The organism is Stenotrophomonas sp. FR024 (genome assembly GCF_047500745.2).
GTDB classification, from domain to species: Bacteria; Pseudomonadota; Gammaproteobacteria; order Xanthomonadales; family Xanthomonadaceae; genus Stenotrophomonas; species Stenotrophomonas maltophilia_A.
Genome location: NZ_JAXAXM020000003.1, coordinates 246,053 through 269,823, shown reverse-complemented (window position 1 = coordinate 269,823; position 23,771 = coordinate 246,053). Strand labels below are relative to the sequence as shown.

At 66.9% G+C, this 23,771-nt stretch carries 20 protein-coding genes; 8 read left to right on the top strand and 12 right to left on the bottom strand.

Annotation, left to right across the window (positions count from 1 at the left end; genetic code table 11):
* Nucleotides 1–144: 144 nt before the first annotated feature.
* The 4 genes from ACMZ91_RS05310 to mdoH are packed head-to-tail and all read right to left on the bottom strand — an operon-like array spanning nucleotide 145 to nucleotide 4,569.
* Nucleotides 145–876, bottom strand: coding sequence for a LytR/AlgR family response regulator transcription factor (locus tag ACMZ91_RS05310; protein WP_010481294.1), 732 nt, complete (start codon nucleotides 874–876; stop codon nucleotides 145–147).
* 10 nt (nucleotides 877–886) lie between these two features.
* Complete coding sequence (locus tag ACMZ91_RS05305; RefSeq protein WP_177179491.1) at nucleotides 887–1,930, bottom strand: sensor histidine kinase; 1,044 nt, start codon at nucleotides 1,928–1,930, stop codon at nucleotides 887–889.
* 3 nt (nucleotides 1,931–1,933) lie between these two features.
* Nucleotides 1,934–2,593: an alpha/beta hydrolase gene (locus tag ACMZ91_RS05300; protein ID WP_080291776.1), complete on the bottom strand. Its 660-nt coding sequence runs from the start codon at nucleotides 2,591–2,593 to the stop codon at nucleotides 1,934–1,936.
* Between the two features lie 50 nt (nucleotides 2,594–2,643).
* A complete protein-coding gene (gene mdoH / locus ACMZ91_RS05295; RefSeq protein ID WP_032128590.1) occupies nucleotides 2,644–4,569 on the bottom strand; it encodes a glucans biosynthesis glucosyltransferase MdoH in 1,926 nt (641 codons plus the stop codon).
* A gap of 493 nt (nucleotides 4,570–5,062) precedes the next feature.
* Between mdoH and ACMZ91_RS05290 the strand changes: the two genes are divergently transcribed.
* Nucleotides 5,063–7,108, top strand: a complete 2,046-nt coding sequence (locus tag ACMZ91_RS05290; protein ID WP_414576896.1) for a TonB-dependent receptor domain-containing protein — start codon at nucleotides 5,063–5,065, stop codon at nucleotides 7,106–7,108.
* Nucleotides 7,109–7,168: 60 nt separating this feature from the next.
* On the opposite strand, the gene ACMZ91_RS05285 is transcribed toward ACMZ91_RS05290, so the two are convergent.
* The gene (locus tag ACMZ91_RS05285; RefSeq protein WP_165929944.1) at nucleotides 7,169–7,339 is read right to left on the bottom strand and encodes a hypothetical protein; all 171 of its coding nucleotides are present in this window, start codon (nucleotides 7,337–7,339) and stop codon (nucleotides 7,169–7,171) included.
* Nucleotides 7,340–7,556: 217 nt separating this feature from the next.
* Between ACMZ91_RS05285 and ACMZ91_RS05280 the strand changes: the two genes are divergently transcribed.
* Entirely contained in the window at nucleotides 7,557–7,943 is a 387-nt protein-coding gene (locus ACMZ91_RS05280) for a DUF2628 domain-containing protein (RefSeq protein ID WP_049423770.1), read from the top strand.
* Nucleotides 7,944–8,038: 95 nt separating this feature from the next.
* Here the strand turns inward: ACMZ91_RS05280 and ACMZ91_RS05275 are convergent, their stop codons facing one another.
* The 3 genes from ACMZ91_RS05275 to ACMZ91_RS05265 all read right to left on the bottom strand — a co-directional run bounded on the left by ACMZ91_RS05275 (nucleotide 8,039) and on the right by ACMZ91_RS05265 (nucleotide 12,684).
* Complete coding sequence (locus ACMZ91_RS05275; protein ID WP_032128587.1) at nucleotides 8,039–10,570, bottom strand: methyl-accepting chemotaxis protein; 2,532 nt, start codon at nucleotides 10,568–10,570, stop codon at nucleotides 8,039–8,041.
* Between the two features lie 210 nt (nucleotides 10,571–10,780).
* Nucleotides 10,781–11,674, bottom strand: coding sequence for an NAD-dependent epimerase/dehydratase family protein (locus tag ACMZ91_RS05270; protein ID WP_049462001.1), 894 nt, complete (start codon nucleotides 11,672–11,674; stop codon nucleotides 10,781–10,783).
* 98 nt (nucleotides 11,675–11,772) lie between these two features.
* Nucleotides 11,773–12,684, bottom strand: coding sequence for a S41 family peptidase (locus tag ACMZ91_RS05265; RefSeq protein WP_049462000.1), 912 nt, complete (start codon nucleotides 12,682–12,684; stop codon nucleotides 11,773–11,775).
* Between the two features lie 50 nt (nucleotides 12,685–12,734).
* Between ACMZ91_RS05265 and ACMZ91_RS05260 the strand changes: the two genes are divergently transcribed.
* Nucleotides 12,735–13,199, top strand: coding sequence for a MarR family winged helix-turn-helix transcriptional regulator (locus ACMZ91_RS05260; protein ID WP_049423760.1), 465 nt, complete (start codon nucleotides 12,735–12,737; stop codon nucleotides 13,197–13,199).
* 5 nt (nucleotides 13,200–13,204) lie between these two features.
* Here the strand turns inward: ACMZ91_RS05260 and ACMZ91_RS05255 are convergent, their stop codons facing one another.
* Nucleotides 13,205–14,689, bottom strand: a complete 1,485-nt coding sequence (locus ACMZ91_RS05255; RefSeq protein ID WP_049461999.1) for a DUF4434 domain-containing protein — start codon at nucleotides 14,687–14,689, stop codon at nucleotides 13,205–13,207.
* Nucleotides 14,690–14,896: 207 nt separating this feature from the next.
* Here ACMZ91_RS05255 and ACMZ91_RS05250 point away from each other — a divergent pair, with 207 nt between their 5' ends.
* The 3 genes from ACMZ91_RS05250 (at nucleotide 14,897) to ACMZ91_RS05240 (ending at nucleotide 17,261) form a co-directional block, all read left to right on the top strand.
* Nucleotides 14,897–16,153: a M24 family metallopeptidase gene (locus ACMZ91_RS05250; RefSeq protein ID WP_049401069.1), complete on the top strand. Its 1,257-nt coding sequence runs from the start codon at nucleotides 14,897–14,899 to the stop codon at nucleotides 16,151–16,153.
* On the top strand, nucleotides 16,146–16,820 hold the full coding sequence (locus tag ACMZ91_RS05245) for a CerR family C-terminal domain-containing protein (RefSeq protein ID WP_049401068.1): 675 nt from the start codon (nucleotides 16,146–16,148) through the stop codon (nucleotides 16,818–16,820). Before ACMZ91_RS05250 ends, ACMZ91_RS05245 begins: the two co-directional genes overlap by 8 nt.
* Nucleotides 16,821–16,955: 135 nt before the next feature.
* A complete protein-coding gene (locus tag ACMZ91_RS05240) occupies nucleotides 16,956–17,261 on the top strand; it encodes a KGG domain-containing protein (RefSeq protein ID WP_032128582.1) in 306 nt (101 codons plus the stop codon).
* A gap of 10 nt (nucleotides 17,262–17,271) precedes the next feature.
* Here the strand turns inward: ACMZ91_RS05240 and ACMZ91_RS05235 are convergent, their stop codons facing one another.
* A complete protein-coding gene (locus ACMZ91_RS05235; RefSeq protein ID WP_414576891.1) occupies nucleotides 17,272–18,744 on the bottom strand; it encodes an MFS transporter in 1,473 nt (490 codons plus the stop codon).
* 126 nt (nucleotides 18,745–18,870) lie between these two features.
* Here ACMZ91_RS05235 and ACMZ91_RS05230 point away from each other — a divergent pair, with 126 nt between their 5' ends.
* Nucleotides 18,871–19,491, top strand: coding sequence for a TetR/AcrR family transcriptional regulator (locus ACMZ91_RS05230; RefSeq protein WP_277778285.1), 621 nt, complete (start codon nucleotides 18,871–18,873; stop codon nucleotides 19,489–19,491).
* 15 nt (nucleotides 19,492–19,506) lie between these two features.
* Here ACMZ91_RS05230 and ACMZ91_RS05225 read toward each other — a convergent pair whose 3' ends face one another.
* Entirely contained in the window at nucleotides 19,507–19,857 is a 351-nt protein-coding gene (locus tag ACMZ91_RS05225) for a VOC family protein (RefSeq protein ID WP_049423747.1), read from the bottom strand.
* 124 nt (nucleotides 19,858–19,981) lie between these two features.
* Nucleotides 19,982–20,182: a hypothetical protein gene (locus ACMZ91_RS05220; protein WP_049462007.1), complete on the bottom strand. Its 201-nt coding sequence runs from the start codon at nucleotides 20,180–20,182 to the stop codon at nucleotides 19,982–19,984.
* Nucleotides 20,183–20,370: 188 nt separating this feature from the next.
* Between ACMZ91_RS05220 and ACMZ91_RS05215 the strand changes: the two genes are divergently transcribed.
* Entirely contained in the window at nucleotides 20,371–23,727 is a 3,357-nt protein-coding gene (locus ACMZ91_RS05215) for an autotransporter domain-containing protein (RefSeq protein WP_414576889.1), read from the top strand.
* Nucleotides 23,728–23,771 lie beyond the last annotated feature (44 nt).

Sequence of the window (23,771 nt, the reverse complement as noted above, 5' to 3'; positions counted from 1 at the left end):
ATGGGTTCACGGCGTGTCCCGCCCGCCCATCCCGCCTCACCCAGCACGTAGAAACACCGAGCCATGACCCGCTGTTGCTGTTGCTGTTGCTGTTGCTTCAGACGTTGCTCGTAAGCAGTCGCGGCCGCAGGCCGCGCGGACACCTCACAGGTGCCGCAACTCCTGCTTCAGCGTCGCCACGCAGCGGCGGCTGACTTCCAGCGGTTGCTTGCCATGGCGCAACATCGCCTGCACCTGCCCACCCGTGCCACGACGCAGCTCCACCAGCTCATGGCGTGCCACCAGGCAGTTGCGATGGATGCGGATGAAGCGGCTGGCGAACTCTTCTTCCAGCGACTTCAGCGACTCTTCGATCAGGTCTTCTCCGCGCGCGTGGTGCACCACCACGTACTTCTCTTCGGCCTGCAGGTAATGGATGTCGTCCAGCGGAATCAAGCGCAGGCTGCCGCGCAGGCGCGCGCACAGCATGCTGCGCGCCTGCTGCCCGCGGTGGTCCTGTGGCTGGCCATCGCGGCCAGCCAGGAACGTGCGCGCGCGCGCGATGGCCGCGGCCAGACGCTCGGCACGTACCGGCTTCATCAGGTAATCAATCGCGGCCGCCTCGAACGCCGACAGCGCATGCGCATCGTAAGCGGTGCAGAACACCACCGCCGGCCGTGGCTCGAAGCTGGCCAGGTGGCGGGCGGCTTCCAGGCCATCCAGCCCGGGCATGGCGATATCCAGCAGGACCAGGTCCGGCTGCAGCTCCGCGCACGCGTGCAGGGCCTGCTCGCCGTTGCCGGCCTCGGCCACCACATCCACGCCGTCCTGCGCGGCCAACAGGCTGCGCAGGCGCTCACGCGCCAGCGGTTCGTCATCGGCGATGACTACCCTCACGATCGCTCCCTCACTGGATCGGCACTGTCACCTGGCAGGCATAGTAGCCCTCGCTCCAGCCAGCCGTCATCCGCGCGGCGCTGCCGAAGCGCCAGGCCAGCCGATGGCCGATGCTGTGCTGGGCATGGCCGGCACCGCGCGCCAGGGCCAGCCCGGGGGCCTGCGGGTCGGGCGCCGGATTGCGCACGCAGATCTGCAGTTCATTACCCTCGCGCATCAGCTGCAGCTCGATGGTGCCACCCTCGGGCAGCCGCGAGATGCCATGCAGCACGGCGTTCTCCACCAGCGGCTGCAGTACCAGGCGAGGTAGGGGAAGATCCCAGGGCAGCGGTTCGTCGCGCTGCCAGCGCACCTGCAGGCGCTCGCCCAGGCGCAGTGATTCGATCGACAGGTAGCGCTCGGCCAGCTCGCATTCGTCACGCAGGGTGGAATCACCCTCGCCCGCCCCCAGCGCGGCACGGAACAGATCGGACAGGTCCAGCACCGCACGCTCGGCCACGACCGGGTCGCGATGCAGCAGGCTGGCGATCAGGTTCATGCTGTTGAACAGGAAATGCGGGCGGATCCGCGCCTGCAGGGCATCGGCCTGTGCGCGTGCGTTGGCCTGTACCTGCGCGGCCCAGCGATCACTCACATAGAAGTAGCGCAGAGCCAAGGCAGTGATCAGCGCCGTCGTCGCCGCGCTGCCCAGCGTGAAGCGCCAGAAGCTGATGCCGCGGGCGAAGCTGTCGCCAAGCACCGCGTACAGGGCATGCACGATGCCCGCGCAGACCACCGCGATCAGCGTCGCCAGTGCGATGGCCGAGACCGCCCCCAGAACCTGTGGCAACCTCGACAACGCGTTCCGCAGCAGGCACAGGCTGGCCGTTACAGCCAGCGCCAGCCACAACGCGAAACCACTGGCCGACAGCAGTTCGCCCACAGTCCAGTGGCGGCTGCCATCCGGAGCCAGGGCCAGCACCACCACCACCAGTTCGGCCAGGCCGAGCATCGCCGCCAGCCGCGGCAGGCGGCACAGTTCCGGCATCCAGGGCGGGGCGCTGGCCGGCGGCATGGGTCAGGCAGCGCCCAGGCGTTCCTGCAACCAGTCACCCAGCGCCTGGATCTCTTCGGCGCAGACCTGGTGGGCCATCGGGTAACTGTGCCATTCCACCTCCAGGCCCAGCGCCTGCAGTGCCTGCGCACTGTGTGCGGCCACCGCCTGCGGAATCACCGGATCGCTGCTGCCATGGGCCATGAACACCGGCACCTGCACGGCGCCTTCAGCGCGCTTTGCGCCGTCGGCTTCGGGCAGGTAGGTGGACAGCGCGATCAGGCCGGCCAGCGGCGCAGTGCGTGACAGCGCGGCGGTCAGGATGATCGCGCCCCCCTGCGAGAAACCGGCCAGGAAGATCTTCTCCGGCGCGATGCCACGCTCGATCTCGCGCGCGATCAGCGCATCCAGCTGTACCACCGATTCCTGCACGCCCACCATGTCGGCGCGCGAACGGAAATCCATGCCGACGATGTCGTACCAGCCGCGCATCGGCACGCCGTTGTTGATCGTGATCGGCCGCACCGGTGCATGCGGGAACACGAAGCGCAGCGCCGGCCAATGCGGACGCACCAGCTCCGGCACGATCGGCGCGAAGTCGTGGCCATCGGCACCGAGGCCGTGCAGCCAGATCACCGACCACTGCGGCGAGGCGCCGGTCTCCTGTTCCACCGTTTGCAGCATGATGCGGCTCCTTCAAGTTCGAGCCGCATTATGCCGCTGCCGCGGGACGATCAGTACAGCGGCGGTTGTTCGGCCGCTTCCCGGCGCAGCTGCGCGGCGCGTACCAGCACCGGCGGCGGGATGTTCTCCTCGGGGATATCAAGCAGGCCAAGACGGTGCAGGAAGGCGCCGGGGCCACGCGAAGACGTCAGTGCCACCACCGGTACCGCCAGCACCATGCCGATCACCACCGGCGCCATCCACGCGGCCAGCGATGGCGACACCGCCCAGGCCAGCATGCCCATGAAGGCGCCGAACACCCCCAGCCCACCGTAGCCACGGATCAGCGCCAGCCACGAAATGCCACCATCGTCACGCTGCTGCGCGTCCCACCCCGAATCGCGGCCGGACAGCACTTCGGCCACGCCGCGCGACTGCACGTACATCACCACCGGCGCCATCAGCGCGGCCAATACGGTTTCCACCAGCATCGAGACGAACGCGCGCAGGGCACCGCCACACCCGCGGCGGTCGACCGGGTCCAGCAGCATCGCCAGGTAACCCAGCACCTTGGGCAGCAGCAGCACCGCCATGGTCGCCGCGAACAGGCGCACCACCTGTTCCTCGTCCTGGGCCCGCCAGTACACGCTGGGCGACAGGTGCAGCAGCGCGTTGAAATCGATGCCTTCCTGGAACAGCGGGATGGCGATGCCGATCAGCATCAGCATCGCCCACATCGGCGCGGTGAAGTAATGACCGATGCCGATCAGCATGTGCATGCGGCTGATCCAGTGCAGGCCACGGCTGCCGACCACCTTGCCGTGCTGCAGGTTGCCCTGGCACCAGCGGCGGTCGCGCACCAGCAGGTCGGTCAGGGTCGGCGGACCTTCTTCATAGCTGCCGCCCAGGTACGGCACCATGTGCGCGGCCCAGCCGCCACGACGCATCAGCGCCGCTTCGACGAAGTCATGGCTGAGCACGTGGCCACCGAACGGCTTGCGCCCCGGCAGCGCCGGCAGCCCGGCCTGATCGGCGAAGGCGCGGGTGCGGATGATGGCGTTGTGGCCCCAGTAATTGCTCTCGGCACCGTGCCACCAGGCCACGCCACGGGCGATCACCGGACCGTACACACGGCCGCCGAACTGCTGCATGCGCGCGAACAGGGTGCGCCCGCCGATCACCGACGGCAGGGTCTGGATCAGGCCGACGTCGGCGTTGTGCTCCATGCCCGCGACCAGGCGCACGATACTGTCGCCGGTCATCAGGCTGTCGGCGTCCAGGATCAGCATCTGCGGGTAGGCACCGCCGAAGCGGCGGACCCAGTCGGCGATGTTGCCGGCCTTGCGCCCGCTGTTGTCGCCACGGCGGCGGTAGAACAGCCGCGCCTGGCCATCGGGCACGCGCTCGCGCAGTTCGGCGAACACCTGCTCCTCGGCCCGCGCGATGTCTTCGCGCCGGGTATCACTGAGCACGAAGAAGTCGAACCGGTCGAGCTGGCCGGTGGCGGCCACCGACTCGTAGATCGCCTGCAGGCCGGCCAGCAGCCGGCGCGGATCTTCGTTGTAGGTCGGCATCAGCAGCGCGGTGCGACTGTGCACGGTCGGCAGTGGCTTGTCCGGGTCGATGCCGAGGCGATACCCCCGGTCGAACACGGCAGTCAGGAAGCCGGCCACGGCGCTGGCGAAAGACAGCGCGATCCAGGCGAACAGGCCGACAAACAGCACCAGCAGGCAGGCCTCGAGCACGCTGATGCCATTGGCCGACAGCACCCGCCACATCATCCGGGTAGCGATGGCGGTCATCGCCAGCGTGCCGCCGAAGATATAGAACCGGCGCAGGCCGATCAGCCGCGGCGAGGTGCGGTGGCGGCGAACCTTCAGTTGGCCTTCGCGCAGGGTCTGCTCGGGCATCTGCAACGGCGATTCGGCCGGCAGCAGCGTCCAGCCGGCATCAAGCCGGGACGTATCTGCTTCCGCATGGATGGTCTGCACCTCCATTGCCGCCTACTCCGCGCAGTCGGCACGGCCGGCCATCCCGGCCGGGCTGCATGCACCAAGGTTCCCGGCGCGCTTTCCCGGCGCCCGCACTTGTCCTGGCTGCGTCGGCGTCACGCCACGCAGTCGCTGTCTGTCACTACCGGAACCCACACGATCTCCAACGGGGCGGAATCGAAAATGCGGCTCAGTCTAGGGCGCCGGATGTAAGCCGAGTGCGAAGGTCTACGCCGGGATTTATCCCCATTCAGCAAACAGCAGGCGAGTGCCGGGGCAGGGGAACGGATGTCACTTGGTCGCCCCAGGTACTGGATCGTAACAAACGCGAACGGTTATCATTTCATTAACCAGGCAGGTCACCGTCTTCCGCACGGCCGAGACCCACCCAGCTGCGCCGGTTCCCACCCAGCGCCCAACGACCCATGGAAGGGGGCTGCCTGCTGTCTGCGTGCGCCTGCTGCTTCCACCGGGTCCCCCTCCTCCGATGGAAGCCGTCATGTCCCTGTCGTTCCGTACCCCTTCCGCGCGCCTGCCGCGCACCCGCCTGGCCTGCGCTCTGGCCACCGCCTGCCTGCTGGCCCTGCCCGGCCTGGCCGCCGCAGAGGCCAGCGCCGATGCCTCCACCAAGGATCTGGATACCGTGGTGGTCACCGCCTCGGGCAACCAGCAATGGATCAAGGATGCACCGGCCAGCATCAGCGTGATCAGCCGTGAGGACATCGAGCGCCAGCCGGTGCACGACCTGGCCACCCTGCTCAGCCGCGTGCCGGGCGTGACCGGTGGCCTCAGCGCGGTCGGCGAGCAGTCCAAGATCAAGCTGCGTGGCATGCCGTCCAATTACACGCTGGTGCTGGTGGACGGCAAGCGCATGGGCAGCTCGGCCTCGACCAACTACCGTCCCGACCTCGGCCGCCAGGATCTGAACTGGATCTCGCCCGACCAGATCGAACGGATCGAGGTGGTGCGCGGACCAATGTCGTCACTGTACGGCTCCGACGCCATGGGCGGCGTGATCAACATCATCACCAAGCGCATCGGTGATGACTGGAACGGCAGCGCCACCCACAGCTATACCCGCCCGGGTGATGGCAAGTGCGGTGATACCCAGCAGATCGGTGCGACGTTCTCCGGCCCGCTCGGCGAGCGCTTCGGCCTGCGCATCGGTGCCAACAGCATGCGCCGCGACTCGGACCGCTCCAACGGTGGTGTCTATGGCAATGCCTACGCCGGCGAGAAGGACCGCAATGTCGACGCGCTGCTGCAGTGGAAGCTCAGCGATGCGCAGGAACTGTCGCTGGAAGCCGGCCACGGCGTGCAGCAGGCCTTCATCGACGCCTCGCTGGAAAAGCAGGACGAAGGCGCCTGGGGTGCCAGCGAACTCAAGCGCAGCTCGCTGGCACTCAACCACGATGGCAAGTGGAGCTTCGGCAACTCGAAGCTCAGCGCGTACTGGACCGAGTACAAGAACGACATCGGTGCCACCGGCCGCTCCGAGGCCACCGATACCATCATCGAAGGCAGCCTGACCACGCCGTTCACCCTGGGCGTTGAACACCAGTTCGCCGTCGGTGGCCAGTGGAAGCGCCAGGAACTGACCAATACCGATACCATCGGCCGCGCGCCGATCGACTATGCCGGCAATGCCGTCAGCGGCTCCAACCTGGAAGTGGTTACCTGGGCATTGTTTGTCGAGGACGAACTGAAGCTGCACCGCACGCTGGCGCTGACCGTGGGCGCACGCCTGGATCACCATGAGAAGTTCGGCAGCCACGTCAGCCCGCGTGCGTACCTAGTCTGGCACCCGGCCGAACAGTGGACGATCCGCGGTGGCGTCTCCAAGGGCTTCCGCGCGCCCAGCCTGACCGAGAATTCGCCCAGCGCGGCCACCCAGTCCGGCGGCCGCGGCTGCACCTCGCTGATCCCGCTGGGCTATACCCGCGGTGGCTGCTACATGGCCGGCAACCCGGACCTGGACCCGGAAACCAGCACCAACCGAGAGATCGGCATCAGCTTCGACAATGACCTGTTCGATGCCGGCCTGACCTACTTCCATACCGACTTCAAGAACAAGATCGAGTACGCGCCCCTGGGCAAGTTCAACGGCATCTGGTGGACGCGCATGAGCAACGTGCAGCGCGCGCGCACCAGTGGCATGGAAGGCAACTTCAATGTCCGCTTCGGCGAGCAGTGGCGCTGGCGCACCTCGGCCACCTGGATGAAGGAAGCCAAGAACCTGACCACCGGCAGGAATCTGATCGATACGCCGGAGTTTTCCGGCTATTCGTCGCTGGACTGGACGCCCAATACGGTGTTTTCCAGCAGCCTGTCGGCGCAGTACACCGGCAAGCAGACCGGTACCGCCACGACCTTCCTCAAGGCCTACACCCTGTATGACCTGACCGCAGCCTGGAACGTCAACGAGGTACTGACCCTGCGCGGCGGCGTCAGCAACCTGGCCGACAAGAAGCTGTATGCGGAGGGCTCCACCGACTACTTCGTGGCCGGGCGCAGCTACTTCATGAGCATGACCGCGCGGTTCTGACCGGCGGCGCGCGCCGCGATCGCGCTGGCAGCACGCCAGCGCGATCGGCGGTGTTGCGGATTACTCGCTTTCCAGCGCGGCCGCGGCCGCGTTCTGCGTAGCGGCCGTGCGTGCACGGTCCATCGCTACCGCCAGTTGCTGGCGTGCGAGCAGTTGTTGTGCCTGCACCACTTCAGGTGTCGGCAGGAGCACCGGTCCCGGTGCGTTTTCCGGTATAGCAGGTGTGGTCATGCAACCTCCATGGACATCCCGCCGCCGCCCGGGTTCAGCTGGGGCGGCAGCGGAACTGCGCACCCTATCCTAAAAACAAGGCGGATGGGTGACGGTGCGGCGCCCCGCCGCAGGCCTGCACATGCCGGGCGCGTCACATTTTTGACGGTTGAGGGTAGTTTCCTGAACCGTCGGCCCCGTATCATGTAACCGTTTTCCTACAAGGACGTAATCGTCAATGAACACCGTCGACCTCTCCCGCTTCAGCCCGAAGTGGCAGTTCCGCTTCAATTTCTTCCAGCAGCACGGCGCTCCGAAGGAGCCGCGCTTCAAGGAAGCCTGGAAGGCGCTGTCCTTCGGCGACCGCCTCAAGATCAACATCAACTTCTTCGCCTTCTTCTTCGGCTTCATCTACCTGTTCATTCTGGGCATGTGGCGCAAGGCGCTGGTGGTGATCGGCATCGGCCTCGTGCTGGGCATCGTGTCCCTGTTCCTGCCGGACATCATCGCGCGCCCGCTGTTCATCGCCATGAACTTCCTGGTTGCCGCCAGCACCAACTACAGCTACTACCTGGAGCAGGTGAAGGGCAAAGCCAGCTGGAATCCCTTCGAAGGCATGTTCTGACGCGATGCTGCCGCCGCACTCCGGCCTGGCATAGCATCAAGCAGAAATGAAGACGCCCGGCCTTGGCCGGGCGTCTTCATGTGCGCGCAACAGGATCAGGCCGCGCGGCGGACCGTAGCCACCGGCTCGGCCTGCAGGCGGAAGCGCGAGACCGCCACCGCCAGCTGCTCGGCCTGTTCTTCCATTGCGCGCGCAGCGGCACTGGCCTCTTCCACCAGCGCGGCGTTCTGCTGGGTGGTCTCGTCCATCTGCACCACGGTCTGGTTGACCTGCTCGATGCCCGCCGACTGCTCGCGCGAGGCTGCCGAGATCTCGGCCATGATCTCGTTCACTCGGCCGACCTGGCCGACGATTTCCTGCATGGTGCGGCCCGCGCCGTGCACCAGCTGCGCACCGGCACCGACCTGCGCCACCGAGGCGTCGATCAGCTCCTTGATCTCCTTGGCCGCGCCTGCCGAGCGCTGGGCCAGCGCACGCACTTCGCTGGCGACCACGGCGAATCCGCGGCCCTGTTCGCCGGCACGCGCCGCTTCCACCGCCGCGTTCAACGCCAGGATGTTGGTCTGGAACGCGATGCCATCGATTACCGAAATGATCTCGGCAATGCGCTGCGAGGAGGCCTCGATCTGTTCCATGGTCTGCACCACCTGGCTGACCACCTGCCCGCCTTCGCTGGCCACGCCCGCTGCGGAGCCGGCCAGGGTGTTGGCCTGCAGCGCGTGGTCGGCATTCTGGCGCACCGTGGAGGTCAGCTCTTCCATCGAGGCCGCGGTCTCTTCCAGGTTCGCCGCCTGCTGCTCGGTGCGGCGCGACAGGTCACTGTTGCCGGCGGCAATCTCACCCGCCGCCAGGCGGATGCTGGCCGCCGACTGCTGGATCTGGCCAACGATCTGGGTCAGCTGCTGCACGGTGCTGTTGGCATCGTCGCGCATCACCGCGAACACGCCGTGGAAGTCGCCCTGCATGCGCGCGCTGAGGTCGCCTGCGGCAATCGCGCGCAGCAGCGTCGACAGCTCGGCCAGGTTGTGGTCGCTGACCTGCATCATGGTGTTGAGGGTTTCCACCATGCGGCGGAAGTCGTGGTCGAAACGCAGCGTGTCGCCGCGCACCGCAAAATCGCCGGCGGCGGCGGCAGCGGCCAGCTGCTGGATCTGATCGTTGATCGCCGCCAGGTTGCTCTTGGTGGTGGCCATTGCAGCGGTGAACACCGCCTTCTCGCCCGGCAGCGCTTCCATGTCCACGCTCAGGTCACCCACCGCATAGCGCTGCATCACGTCGACCAGGCGCTGGGTGACGGCGTTGCTGGAGGCCACCAGCTGGTTGCTGTCAGCCACCATCCGGCCGTACTCACCCGGGAACGCCGAGGCGTCCATGCGGTAGCTGATTTCACCGGCGTCATGGCGACGCGCCATTTCCGCCTGCGCCGCCATCACCGACTGCAGCTGCCCCCGCATGCCCTGCATCGCGTCCAGCAGGCGGCCCACTTCGTCGTTGCTGCGTGCCGGCAGGGTGCTGTCCAGCTTGCCCGCGGCGACATCGCCGGCCACGCGCACGGCTTCGGCCAGTGGGCGGATCGCCAACCGGCGCAGCAGCACATAGACACCGGCACTCAGCGTCAGCGCGGCCACCACACCAACCAGCAGGGTCAGCCACAGCAGCTGGCGCGCCTCGGCCACGATCACCGCGTGCGGCATCACCACACCCAGTGCAAAGCGCTGCGGCGCATCGCCCACACGCAGCGGCACGTATACGCGCACGTTGCCGGCGGCATCCGGAGTGAAGGCTTCGAACCGGCGGTCGGCGGCGATGTCTGCCAGCATGCTGCGGGTCAATGCGTCGCCTCGTGGCTTGCCGATTTCGGCGGCATTGGCCGAGGCCAGCACCACGCCATTCGGCGAGAGCAGTTCGACGCGCCCGGCGCCCATCGGCTTGAGCGTGGCCAGGTGCTTCTGCAGCGCCGCCAGCGAGAAGTCCACAGTAAATACACCGAGGAACCGGCCGTTTTCGATGATCGGCGTGCTCAGCGTGCTCATCAGCACCTGCTGGCCACCGATGTCGTAGGCGTAGGGCTCGCTTACCTTCGCCAGCTTGTCGCGGCTGGGCACCATGTACCAGTCACCGGAGCCACTGGCCGTCTCGGTGTAGTCGGTCATCGTCGACTGCTGCGGCTTGCCATCGTGCCAGGCCCAGTAGCTCATGTAACGACCGGTGGCATCGTGCGCTTCAGTGTTGACGAACTCGGCATCCTTGCCATCGAAGGCGTCGGCCTCCCACATGGTGCTCTTGCCCAGCCACTCGGGGTGGGTGCGCAGCTGCTCGCCCAGCACGGCAGCCAGGCTGGCACGGTCCGGAACATCGCCGCGCGCGCGCTGGGCGAGCACGGCCTCGACCATGGCGTCGTTGCTGGCAAAGGCGGTGCCCAGATCGGCCGCGACCTGGCGGGCTTCGGCGGTGGCTTCGCTGGCCATGGTCTGGCGCGAGGCGTCGATCAGGCTGGCGCTGGCCTGGCGGTAGATCAGGAACGCAGTCAGGCCGAAGCACAGCAGCGCGATCGCAGCGGTGCCCAGCATCAGCTTGTGGGCGATGCTGCCCGGGCGGCGGGCAGCGGCGGAACGGGGAGAAGGCATGGAAGGATCCGCAAGGCAGTTCAGGACGACCGGCACCGCGAGGGCACCGCGCAGGTGCGCGATCCGTCGCGCAGGCCACCGGCCGCCGGGACACGCCCGGCGCTGGAAGCGCACCGGGTTAGCGGCCGCCTGCGAACGAGGTTGAGGCGGTCCATCTGCACATTCCTGAACCTGCTCAGGGTCGGGTCAGGAACCCGCCCGGCTGCCGCCCTATTCGGCCACGCGGTCCTTGATCCATTCCGCCCGCGGCAGCACCTCGATGCTGCCAACCGCGTACTGCTGCAGCACGTCGTCCGGGCCGAAGCGCGGCTGCCAGCCCAATGTGCGGCGCATCAGTGCACTGTCGTAGACGCGGTCAATGCTCAGCGGCAGCGGCCAGCCACGGCGCTCGAACTCGGCCAGCAACTGCGGGGCGCGGCGGGCCAGCACCCTGCACGGCTGGGTCGCCAGTTCCAGGCAATCCTCGCGCAGGAACGGCGTCGGTGCGCAGGCAATGTAGCGTGCGAAGGCAGCGCCCTCATCGTGCAGCAGCGCGGCATGTGCGCTGGCCACGTCGCGCGCGTCGATGCCGCGGTGCAGGCGGAACATCGCCATCCGCTCCGGTGGCTCGGGGAAACAGCGGGCCATGCGCAGCACGCGCACGCTGAAGCCCGGCGCCGCAGCGGCTTCAGCCAACGCCTCGGCCTGCAGCTTGCTGCGATGGTAGATGGTGCGTGGCAGCGGCTCGGTATCTTCATCGATCCAGCGGCAACCGCCCGCCACCACCGCATGGCCATACAGCGCCGTGGTGCTGGTCAGCACGAAGCGGCGTGCACCGGCCTCGCGGGCAGCCTGCAACAGGTGTGCGGTCGCCTCCACATTGATCTGCTGGAATACCGCATCCGGCACCAGGCCGACATGGGGTGCGTGCAGGGCGGCGGTATGGATCACCGCGTCGACGCCCTGCACTGCCCGCTTCACGGCCTGACGATCGGTGACATCGGCAATGATGCGGGTGGTGGCGAATGGGCTGCGATCCAGCCCCACCACTTCGTGGGCCGCCGCCAGCGCGCCGAAGATCGCACGCCCGATCCGCCCGGAACTGCCGGTCAACAGAATCTTCATTGAGTCCATTCACTCGAAGCGCCCGGGAACTACCGGGATGCATCGATTCTAGGCACGCTGCATGTCGTCTGCGATAGGGCGCGGTTGCAATTGTGCGTTCATTCTGGCGATGCCGATCGGGCCAGCAGCTGGCGGGCGACGAACAGCGGATCGTCACCGCCTGCTGCATCAGGCGTGACGCCGGTGCGTTCCCAGTTGGTTCCGGTACGGAGGTTGATCGGCTGCCGGTCGGGAATGCTGATCTGATAGCCATCCGGCAGCAGCACAGGATCATCGAACATATGTGCCGCACCGCCACTTCGACTACCAACGACACGTGCCCGCCCCTGCGCCTGCAGCGAGTACGCGACGAATTCGGCGGCCGACCCGGTGCGGCGGTCGATCAGAACCACCAGCGGCTTCAGGTACAGCCCCAGGCTCGCCGGTGGCAACGGTACCGGACTGCGCTGGCCACGGCGTTGCAGTGACTGCACCTGGGTGATCTCCGCCGCCAGCAGGGTCCGCACCAGCAGGTCCGCACTGCCGTCATCGCCACCACCGTTCTGGCGCAGGTCCAGCACCAGGCCATCGGTGTCGGCCAGCAGGGTGAAGGCAGCAGCCAGCTTCGGCCGGGCCAGATCGAGCGGATAGAAGGTGCTCAGGCGCAGGTAACCGATGTTGCCTTCCAGCACCCGCACCTCGCGCACGCCCGCACCATTGCTGCGCGCATCCGCGCGCCAGGCCATCAGCCAGTCGTCCTGGCCGGCGCGGGCATCCACCCGCTCGACATGGAAGTGGCCATCGAACACGTCCAGATCCTGGTTCAAGCGTGCGCTGAACGCCTTGGGGTCCGCGCAGCTGTCCACATAGCGCTGCTGGGTGGACCAGCCGCGAACGGCCTCAGCAATGTGCGCGCCTTCGGCCACGTCCAGGTACTGCGCCTGTATCGCCGTGGCCGCCGCCTGCAGCACCGCGTCCTGGGCCGGGCAGGACGCCGCCAGCAGCGCGCCCAGCATCCACGAAACTGCCATGACCGCACCCCACGTTGATGATATGTAAGCTCTTATATATCATCGCCACCATGGATCTCCAACATGCCACCCTGGGAACACTGCTGCGGGCCCTGCTCGACCAGCTGGACCCGGCGGTCGAGCAGGCCTACCGCGACCTGAAGCTGGACTACCGGCCGCGCTACACCCCGGTGCTGCGCACGCTGATGGCGCAGGGACCCTGCCGCATCAAGGATCTCGCACTGGCCTGCGGGCTCAGCCATTCGGCGCTCAGCCAGACGGTTTCAGCAATGGTGCGCGACGGCTGGCTGCACGCTGCGGTCGGTGAAGACAGCCGCGAGCGCATCCTGCAGCTGAGCCCGCGCGCGTTGCAGGCGTTGCCGGCGCTGCAGGCGCAGTGGCAGGCCACGGCACGCGCGGCGCGCAGCCTCGATGCCGATCTTGGACAGTCATTGGAGCAGGTGCTGCGCGAGGCACTGCAGGCGCTTGAACAGCGGCCGTTCGCGCAGCGACTGCGTGGCACGCCCCAACGCTGAGGCGCTTACTGCTCGGCCGCCATCTCGATTTCACTGAGGAACGTCCAGCTGCCATTGGCCAACCGCAGCTCCAGCGTACGGCACTGCGCGGCCAGCGGCGCGGCGTTGCCCAGCACGTATTCCTCTTCGGTCGAACCGCTCAGTCCGGCCTGGGGGAATGGCGCCGACAGCACACCGATCTTCACCGCAGCGGCGCCCGGCTCGGCACACATCACCTCCACAGCTGTCGGCGTGACGATGCCCCACGCCGGGCGGGTCATCGTATGCAGGCCGATCCAGTCCACCCGCCGGCGCTGGCCCAGGTCGATGGTGATGCTGGCGTTGCCATGCACGCCTACCCAGCCGGCATCCATCGGGTTGCGCGGATCCCCCACCCGGCGATCGAACAGTTCATGCCCGGTGCTGTCGGGATAGTTTGCATCCGGCGCCACGCTGTAGCTGTAGGTGGTCTGCACCGGATCGACACTGTAGGACGCACCGAGCCCATACAGCCCGCGATAGGTGTTCATCAACCGCGGAGATTCGGCATAGCCCTGGCCGGGGCCGACCACCTCGGACATGTGGTACTGGTTGAGCCAGGCAACGCGCTTGCCGGCCGAACGCGCGCTCCACAACTGCTGGTTGATGCGCTGCACTGACGCGGAGCGATAGGCACCGGACAATCCGTTGCCGGTTCCCAGGAACAAGGGACTGCCATGGTTGAACAGTTCGATGTCGGCCCACAGGCCGCTGGCCCCCAGCGCCGCCGACAGCGCCTCGTAATACGCCTCGGTGGAATGACCTGGGCGATCCCACTGGAACAGGCGTGCATGCGAGGCGGCGCCGATGCCGTCCTGCCAGATCTGCACATCCACGCCGGTGGCCGTACGGAACTGTGCAGCAGCCCGGCCCACACTGGCCGGACCCACGCTGGATGACGCCAGGTAGGGGGCCACCATCACCGGCCGCGCGGGTGTACTGCCTTTGAGCGCCGTCACGATCGCACGGTAGAACGGCGCGCGATCAGCCGGCACCTGTGCTGGCTCGTCGGTGATGTACCAGCCCGCGAACGCCGGATGCGATCCGTACTGTTGGCCCAGCTGGGCCAGCGACTGCGCCGCATCCTGTGCCACGGCCGTTGCGTTCTGCCCCTGCCAGAAGGTGGCGCACTGCCCCGAGCTGTAGGTGGTGCCGACCACGACCTTCATGCCGCGCGCGGCCGCCGCATCGAGCACGGTGCCGAGCTTGCCGGGAAAGCCGGCAATCCATTCGAAATCCTGCACGCCGCTGGCGCAGCCCACGCCGGCACGGATGGCACGCACCTGACCGAGGATGATCGTGTCGTTGCCCAGGTCCTGCAGTTCATCCAGGAACAGCGGCAACTGCGCGGCCGGCAGTTGTTCGTCGCTGCCCGAGTAGCCAACGTGGACGAAGCTGCCGGACAACAGAGGGCTGGCTGCGTGGACGGGAGCGGTACAGGCCAGCACTGCGATCAGTCCAATCCTGTTCATGTTCTACGTCCCTGTCGTGGCCAGGCGAGTGGCGTTGTTGCGCATCCTATCAACAGCAACGGTGGCCCCATCACGATCATCGACAACGCTGCGCAATCGCCGACTTCAGCTGCCCCCGCAGCAGCGCACGTGCAATGCCGATTCAAGCGGTTGATTCATTCAACTGCGTGATCGAGCCTGCGCGCTCCTTCCCCTGGAATACTCCTCATGCGCACGCCGCCCGCACCGCTCAGCCTGATGGAACGCGACCGCCGCTGGGCCCTGGCCCGCGACCTCATGGCCAGTGAACGCCTCGATGCCCTGGTTGTGCATGGCGACCGGGAAGCCGCCGCACCGGCCGGGTTCTCGCCGGACTGCTACTTCACCAATGACCGGCCAGGCTCGATCGTGGTGTTCGTCGGCGACCAGCCGCCACGGGTGTTCACCTTTGCCTCGCTGATGATTGCCGACCACCTGCAGGCCTGCCTGCGCGGCGACCTGCAGTGGATCGCACCCGAACAGCTGTGGGTTGGAAAATCCGGTCTGGAGGTTGGCCGCTGGCTGCAGCAATGTGGCCTGCACACGGCACGTATCGGCGTGCTGGGGCTGGAGCCCTATCCACCGTTCTACTTCGACGGCGCGATGCCCGCGCGCACCCTGCAGGGCATGCAGGCGGCGGTGCCGAACGCGGAATTCGTACCGGTATATCGTGCGTTCTTCCAGCGCGCCTCGGTAAAGAGCCAGGAGGAACTGGCGCTGATTGCGCATGCCGCCTGGATCGGTGAATCCATGAGCGAGGCGCTGCGTGCCACTGCTCGCCCCGGTGTTTCGGAAGCCGAACTGGTTGCCGCAGTGACCGCCGCCTGTTTCTCGCTGGGGGGCTATACCGCCGAGGTGTTGCTCGGCTCGGGTCCCGAGTATGTGGGCTGGGGACCACCCGCCTGGCAGTATCGTGCGCAGCCGCCGCGCATTCTGCGCGATGGTGACCTGGTGCTGTCGGAGATCTTCGCACTGTACGGGCTGATGGAAACCCAGCATCAGGCCGCGGTTGCCATTGGCGAGGTGCACGACGACATCCATCGCGCCGCTGCCGTCGCCCGCAGCAGCTACGAAGCAGGCCTGTCCGCACTGCGCGTGGGCAATACCTTCGGCGATGTCGTCGACGCGATGGAAGCGCCCCTGCTGGAGGCGGGCGGCTGGCACGTGCATCCGTTGGTCCACAGCCTCAACCCCTATGGACCGATTGGCTTCGGCCGTGCACCGGGCATCGAAGCGCTGCCGGAGGCCGCGCGCTATGCGCACATCGCGCCGCTGCCGACTGTCGGGCGCGAACTGCCCCTCCAGGCCGGCATGTGCTTCGCCTTCGAACCGAACTGTGCATTCGGCCGGCACATGGCCAACATCGGCGGTACGGTCATCGTCGGCGCGGACGCGGGTACCGCGCTCAATGAAAACTCGACACGGCTGATGCTGGCCGATGCCTGAGTTCATCGCCCATCTGCAGACACCGGCACGGCGGCGCGCGGCCGAGACGCGCAGCGGGCAGACCCGAGCCCGACTGCTGCACGCAGGGCTGCAGCTGTTCAGCGCGTTCGGCGTGGAGGGTGTGCGTACCCGCCAGCTGGTGGACATGGCCGGCTGCAGCCAGTCAGCCATTCCCTATCACTTCGGTGGCAAGCAGGAACTGTATGCCGCCGTACTGCAGCGCTGCGCTCAAGCCATTGCCGAGCGATTGCCGCTGCCGGCAACGCCACCCAACGGCGCGCGGCAGGCCGCGCAGCAGCTGCAGCAGTTGATGCGGGCATTCGTCCATGCCTTGCTTTCGGCGCCGGATGCAGGTCCACGCACGCTGCTGTTGGCGCGCGAACAGATCCAACCGACGGCGGCGTTCGCCAGTGCCCACCGTACGCTGTTCGAACCCCTGCACTCCACGTTGGCCGCGTGCGTAGCGTGCCTGCGCGGCAGCGAACCATCCAGCGCCGAGACGGTGCTGCGTACCCACGCCCTGCTCGGCCAAGCGATCGTCTTCGCCGTCTCCCACGGAGCTCTGCAGGCGCGACTGAACCAGGGAGCTCCCTTGGCAGACGTAGAGACGATCGGGTCGGTGGTCAGTGGCATGGCACTGGCGGCAGCGAAGGCAGCGCCCGCCTGAATGGCTGCCTGATCAGCCCCGTGCGCAGGGCGCGTGAAAACCGGGGCGAAGATGGCGACCTGGACTTAGCGTGCGATGGCCAAGCATGGATGCCGTCGTCTACGAAGGCGACGCCCACACCGCAGGAGATTTCACATGACTGAGCAGAACCCGCGCAGCTCCAACCGGGGTTTCGCATCAATGGACCAGGAAAAGCAGCGCGCGATCGCTGCCAAGGGCGGGCGCGCCGCACATGCCTCCGGCAACGCGCATGAATTCAGTCCGGCCGAGGCACGTGTCGCAGGCCGCAAAGGCGGCGAGGCGATCAGCCGCAACCGCCAGCACATGGCCGAGATCGGTCGTGAAGGTGGACACGCTCGCCACGCCAATGCGCGCCAGCAGCAACAACAGCCTCAGGAGATCGAACGCACGGCAGCGGGTCCGCAACGCCAGCAGGGCTGAATGCAGCGCGTCAGGCCGGTGCGCGCTGCCGATACAGCCCGAGCGCCGCAAGCAGGGCCAGCGCACCGGCCACAGCCATCGCCCATCCGAAACCACTGGCCATCGCACTGCGATACCACGTCAGCATCTGCGGCGTGGCGTGCATCGAGCCCGGTTGCAGGATCAGTTCGCGCGCCTGTGCCGCCAGCTCCCGCTGCCCGGCCGCCTGCGCGGACGCGGCGAACTGCTGCACGGCGCGTTGGCCCATCAGGCTGCCCAGCAGCGCGATGCCCAGGCTCATGCCTGCCTGACGTAACGCGTTCATCGTGGCTGAGGCGATACCCGCGCGCTCGACCGGCGCGCTGGTCATGACCGCCATGCCGGTCGCCGGTACTGCCAGCCCCATTCCAATGCCAAGCAGCACCAGCACAGCACTGGAACAAGCGTGCGAAGTAGCCGGTTCGAACGTGGCCATCGCGCACAGCGCCACCCCAGCCAGGGCGTAGCCCAGCACCAGCGCGGCGTGCAGCCCGAGGTGGGCGACCAGACGCCCGAACAACAGCGAGACGGCACCCATCAACAGGAACTGCGGGGCCAACTGGGAGCCTGCCAGCGCAGCGTTGTGCCCCTGCGCCTGCTGGAAGAACAGCGACAGGAAGAACAGGCTGGCATAGGCAGTGAAGCCCAGCACGAACGAGGCCAGGTTGAACATGCCGAAGCGGCGGTCGGCAAACAGGTCCAGCGGCAGCAATGGGCGTGCCACCCGGCGTTCGACGATGCCGAACAGGATCAACCCGGCAGCTGCCACGCCCAGCGCCAGCAGCGTCACCGGGGCAAGCAGGCCATGCGCGCCGATCGCGATCAGGCCATAGCTCAGCGCACCCAGCGCGACGATGCTGAGCAGCTGCCCGGCAGGGTCCAGCGCAGCGTGCTGCGGATGCCGCCGCTCCAGAATTCCCCAGGCGCCCAGCGCCAGCGCGAGCAGGCCCAGCGGCAGGTTGATCAGGAAGATGCTGGGCCATCCGACGCGCTGTACCAGCACGCCGCCCAGCAGCGGGCCAAGCACCAGGGCCAGCGCACTGAACGCCGACCAGCCACCGATCGCACGTGCACGTTGGCGCGCGTCGGGAAACGCGTGGCTGAGGATCGGCATTGCGGCGGGAATCAACAAGGCGCCCGCGATGCCCTGCACTGCACGCCCGGCTACCAGGGTCGCAAGATTGCCGGCACAGGCGCACAGCAGCGACCCCAGCGTGAAGGTGGCGACGCTGAGCAGCCACATCCGCCGATGACCGTAACGGTCCCCAAGCGGCCCCGCCGACAGCATCAACGCCGACAGCGCGATTGCATACGCATTGATCACCCACTGCAGGCCGGCCATGTCGGTATTCAACGCCTGCTGCAGGGTCGGCAGGGCGACGTTGACGATGCTGATGTCCAGCGAGGCGAGGAATGTGCCGAGGTAGGCCGCCAGCACCAGGGCCGGCCGCTGGAAACGTCGCATGTACGGCTCCCGGGGGAAGGATGTGTGCGCATCCTAGCCACTGACTGACCGTCGGTCAATGACTGACGGTCAGTCGTTGCCACAGGCCAGCTAGAATGGTTCCCGTCGCACCCGGATCCCTCCCACATGCAGACCCCAGCTGTCGCCAGGCCACGCACCAAACCTGCGGAAACCCGCCAGGAAGAACTGATGGACGCCGCGCAGGCGCTGTTCCTGTCAAAGGGAGTGGATGCCACCACCATCAGCGACATCGTCGCCGCAGCCGACGTTGCCAAGGGCACCTTCTATACCTATTTCGCCTCGCGCACCGAGATTCTGCAGGCGCTGGCGCAGCGCTATACCCGGCGTTTCATGGAAGACGTCGACCGCGCCGTGCAGCATTACCCGGCCAACGATGGCGTAGCGCGCCTGCGCGCCTGGATCCGCGCCAACATCGAACTTTATGTGCGCACCCATGCACTGCACGACGTGGTGTACGCCAACCATCATCACCACCAGCGTGGCAACGCCGAACGCAATGCGATCCAGCAGCAACTGCTGGGCATCCTCGAAGCAGGCAATGCCGCAGCTCTGTGGCAGCTTCCAGCGCCCAAAGTCACCGCCTCGTTGATCTATGCCGGCGTGCACGGCGCCACCGACGACCTGATCGCCACACCCGCACAGGATGCCGATGCCTTCATCGCCGCCGTGGTGGATGATTGCCTGCGCATGGTCGGCGTGCCACCAACCGGTGCCAAACGTCGCTGACGGGCTTTCTGCTGCTCAGATGTGGGCGAGGATGTTCAACAGCCGCCCGAACGGGTCACGGACGAAGAAGCGGCGCACACCCCAGGGCTCATCGGCGGGGCCATATTCCAGCGGGATGCCGGCCGCGCGCATGCGCTCCAGTACCTGTTGCAGATTGTCGACTTCTATCGACAGATCCGGCACCGCCGTGCCGGATCCCCCTTCAGTGGCAAAGCTGACCTGCGCCAGCGCGCTGCCCTCGCCGCCATGGGTGACGATCCAGCCGTGGTCCATCACCACCGGCATGCCCAGCAGCTCGCCATAAAACGCTGCGGCACGCGCAGGGTCAGGCGTGGCGATGTTGGCGACGACACGTTTGACGGCCATGTGCGGCGGCTCCGATGCGATTCCCCATCCTCGCTGCTGCGTGCATGGCCTGCAAGCGGGCGGCGCTGAAACAGAAGAGCCCCGTCGGGGACGGGGCTCGTCATCAATCCTGCATTGCCACTGCTTACACAGCGCCGCAGCGATCCATGATGCAACGATCGTATTCGTACTGGCATTCCATCGCATCACCGCCACCGGACAGACACGCCTGGTAAGCCTTCCAACAGGGAAGATCGCATGGCGGAATCGGCCCAGCCACAGCAACCGAACCGCTGCAGGCCAAGGCGAACACCGCACCCGCGATCATTTTCCTGAAAGTACGCATCGACATCACTCCTTGATAAGCCTGGTGAGCCCAGGCCGGGCCACGGTAGCGAGGCCTCCGGGAGATGGAGTGAACGCCCGTGTCACGGAACATTAACCTGTTCATTAAATTTCCTTCACACCACTGGGGGGGATCGGCGCGCTGCGGGGTTAACGGCCTTGTTGTCCGTCAATCAAGGAAGTTGTCCGATGAATCACCCGCTGCACGGCCGTTCCTCCCACTCCCGTTCTCCCCTGCACAGCCGCCTCGCGCTGGCGGTCACCAGCACATTGCTGCTTGCCAGCACGTTGCCCGCCATGGCCAACGACTCATTCGAGGTCTGGCAACAACAGCGCCAGTTGCAGGCGGCCTGGGCGCAACCAGGCGTCGGCGCGTCCGCAGCACCGACGGCCACCACGCCAGCGGCGGCCAACACGTCCGTTCTCGGCAACCCCGGCGATGCAGCCAGTTGGCGCAGCGATGAATTCAACGCTGACTGGGGGCTGGGTGCGATGGGGGCCGATTACGCCTATGCACGTGGACTGACCGGCCAGGGCGTACGTCTTGCCCTGTTCGATTCGGGCTCGGCACTGGCCCATCAGGAATTTGCGGGGCGCAATACGTCCAGCATCACCATCGGCGCGGACTGCGCCACGCCAGGCGTGGTGGCCGGTACCGGTGCCTGCGAACAAACCCGTGGCGAGCAGCCAGGCTACAACTACTACGGCCTTGGCCCCGGCGTTCCCGCCGCACTGGCCGCACGCCTGATCGCGGCAGGCCAGCCCTATGGCTTCAGCTACGCCGACCACGGCACCCACGTGCTGGGTACCATCGGTGCCAACCGCGATGGCAAAGGCATGCATGGCGTAGCATTCGGTTCGAACCTGACCGCAGCCCGTGTGTTTGGTGATACCTACTATGAGTGGCGCCTGGATCCGGACAACTTCTATCGTCCGCGCGCGCTATATCGCACCGATCCCGATGACACCGCTACCTTGGATATGTATGCGCAGATCCAGGCGCAGGGCGTGCGCGCCATCAACCACAGCTGGGGTATCTCTACCCGCAACATGACTGCTGCCGCGCTGGATGCACAGTATGCAGCGATCGGTGACGGCTACGGCGTGTATGGCAGCATCTACGCCAACGATGGCGATGCCCCCTCCTCCACCCTCATCCAGGTGTGGTCGGCTGGTAACGGCAGTGGCGCCGTCGCCGGAATCACGGCCGCCATGCCGCGCTGGAAGCCGGAACTTGAACCGTACTGGCTGGCCGTGGCCAACGTCCGCCGGCCCAACGCTGCTGCGGGCGAAACCGACTACGTGATCGATGGCAGTTCCAGCATCTGCGGCGTTGCCGCCAACTGGTGCATCTCGGCACCGGGCACCGACATCCTGAGCACCATTGTGTCCGGTGATATCCAGGGTCGCGTCGAGAACACTTCCGCCTATGTCCGCCTGATCATCGACAGCGAGAGCACCCAGTACGTCTATGGCACCAAGACGGGCACGTCGATGGCGGCGCCACACATCACCGGCGCGCTCGGCCTGCTGATGGAGCGCTTCCCCTATCTGGACAACGCCCAGGTCCGCGACGTGTTGCTGACCACCGCACGCGACCTGGGTGCAGCAGGCATCGATCCGATCTACGGCTGGGGCATGGTCGACCTGCGCAAGGCCATCGAAGGCTACGGCTCGCTGCGCGTGGACACCAACGTGGTGATGAACCAGAAGGCCGGTGGCCTGAAGGTGTGGGAAGGCGATGCCTGGGATGACTGGACCAACGACATCGGCGGCCCCGGCAAGCTGACCAAGTCCGGCATCGGCTGGCTGCGCCTGAGTGGTGGCAACACCTTCAACGGCGCAGTACTGCAGGACGGCACGCTGGAATTGAACGGCACCAACACACTCACGTCAGCGGTCGAAGTCCAGGGTGGCCAGTTCCTGCTCAACGGCTCGCTGGTCTCCACCGCCCTGAACACCACCGGAGGCGTGAGCACGGTCAGCAGCAGCGGCCTGCTGAAGGACAGCAACCTGACGGTCAACGGTGGCGTGGTGTCCTTCAACGGCACGCAGACCGGCGGCACCACCACGGTCGGTGCCAACGGCCTGCTGAAGGGCATCGGCACGCTGGGCAACACCCGTGTGGACGGCATCATCGCGCCCGGCAATTCGATCGGCACGCTGACCATCAACGGCAACTACGTGCAGGGCGCAACCGGCGTCTATGCCGCCGAACTTGCCCCGGGCGGCCGCAGTGACCAGTTGCACGTAACCGGCACCGCCACTCTCGGCGGCACCCTGGTCGCACTGCCGGAGCCGGGTACCTACTACCTCGGCGAGCAGTTCAATTTCATCCGCGCCGACGGCGGTGTCAGCGGCCAGTTCGCGAAAACCGACTTCAGCGCGTTCTCGCCGTTCCTGCAGTTCAGCCTGGCCTACGGCGCCAATGGCACCCGCATCGACGTGACCCGGGGTGCCTCGCTCGCCAGCGCCGCCACCACGCCGAACCAGCGTGCGGCCGCGGCGGTGGCCGATGGACTGGCGATCAACCAGGGCCTGCCCAAGCCGCTGACCCAACTGTTCCCGCAACAGGTGGGTGGCGTGCTCGATGGCCTCAGCGGCGAGCTGCATCCGGCCACGGCGCTGGCCCTGGTCGAGGGCAGCCGCTATGTGCGCGATGCCGCACTGTCACGTCGTGCCGGTGCCACCGCACCCGGTGCCGATGCGGGTGATGCCACCGGCGCCTGGGTGCAGGCACTGGGCGGCAACAGCAAGCTGGATGGCAACAGCAACACCGCGCGCACCGACGCCAACAGCAACGGCCTGCTGGTCGGCATCGACCGCGAGTTCGGTGGCTGGCAGATCGGCGTGCTGGCCGGTACCGGCCGCACCGACGTGAAGCAGCAGGAGCGTCGTGCCAAGTCGAAGATCGACAACACGCACTTCGGCGCCTATGCCAGCCACACCTGGGGCGGCTTCGGCCTGCGTGGTGGCGTGGCATGGAGCCGCAACGAAGTGAAGAGCACGCGTGATGTTGCCTTCGCCGGCTTCAGCGACAGCCTCAGCGCGCGCTACAACGCACGTACGCGCCAGGCCTTCATCGAAGCGGGCTACCGCTTCGGCAATGCGGAAGGTGGGCTGGAGCCGTACCTGCAGGTCGCCCGCGTGGAGGTCGACCTGAAGCAGATCAACGAACGCGGCGGTGCGGCTGCCCTGCACGGCAAGGTGGACGACACCGGCACCACGATCGCCACGGCGGGCGTGCGCTTCGACAAGGGCCTGAAGGCATCGTTCCAGCAGGACAGCTGGCTGCACCTGCGCGGTGGCGTGGGCTATCGCCGCGCCTTCGGTGACCGCAGCCAGGTGGCCAACCTGGCCTTCGCCAACAGCAGCACCACCTTTGCAGTCGAGGGCGCACCGATTGCCGACAACGCCGTCGTGGCCGAGCTGGGCCTGGCAGCGTGGCTGACCCCGCGGCAGCAGCTGGAGCTGGGCTACAGCGGCCAGTTCGGCAGTGAAAGCCGCGACCATGGCGCCACCGCACGCTGGTCTGTGCGCTTCTAAACACGTGCTCTCTTGACGGGTTGGGGCGGCCTTGCGGCCGCCCC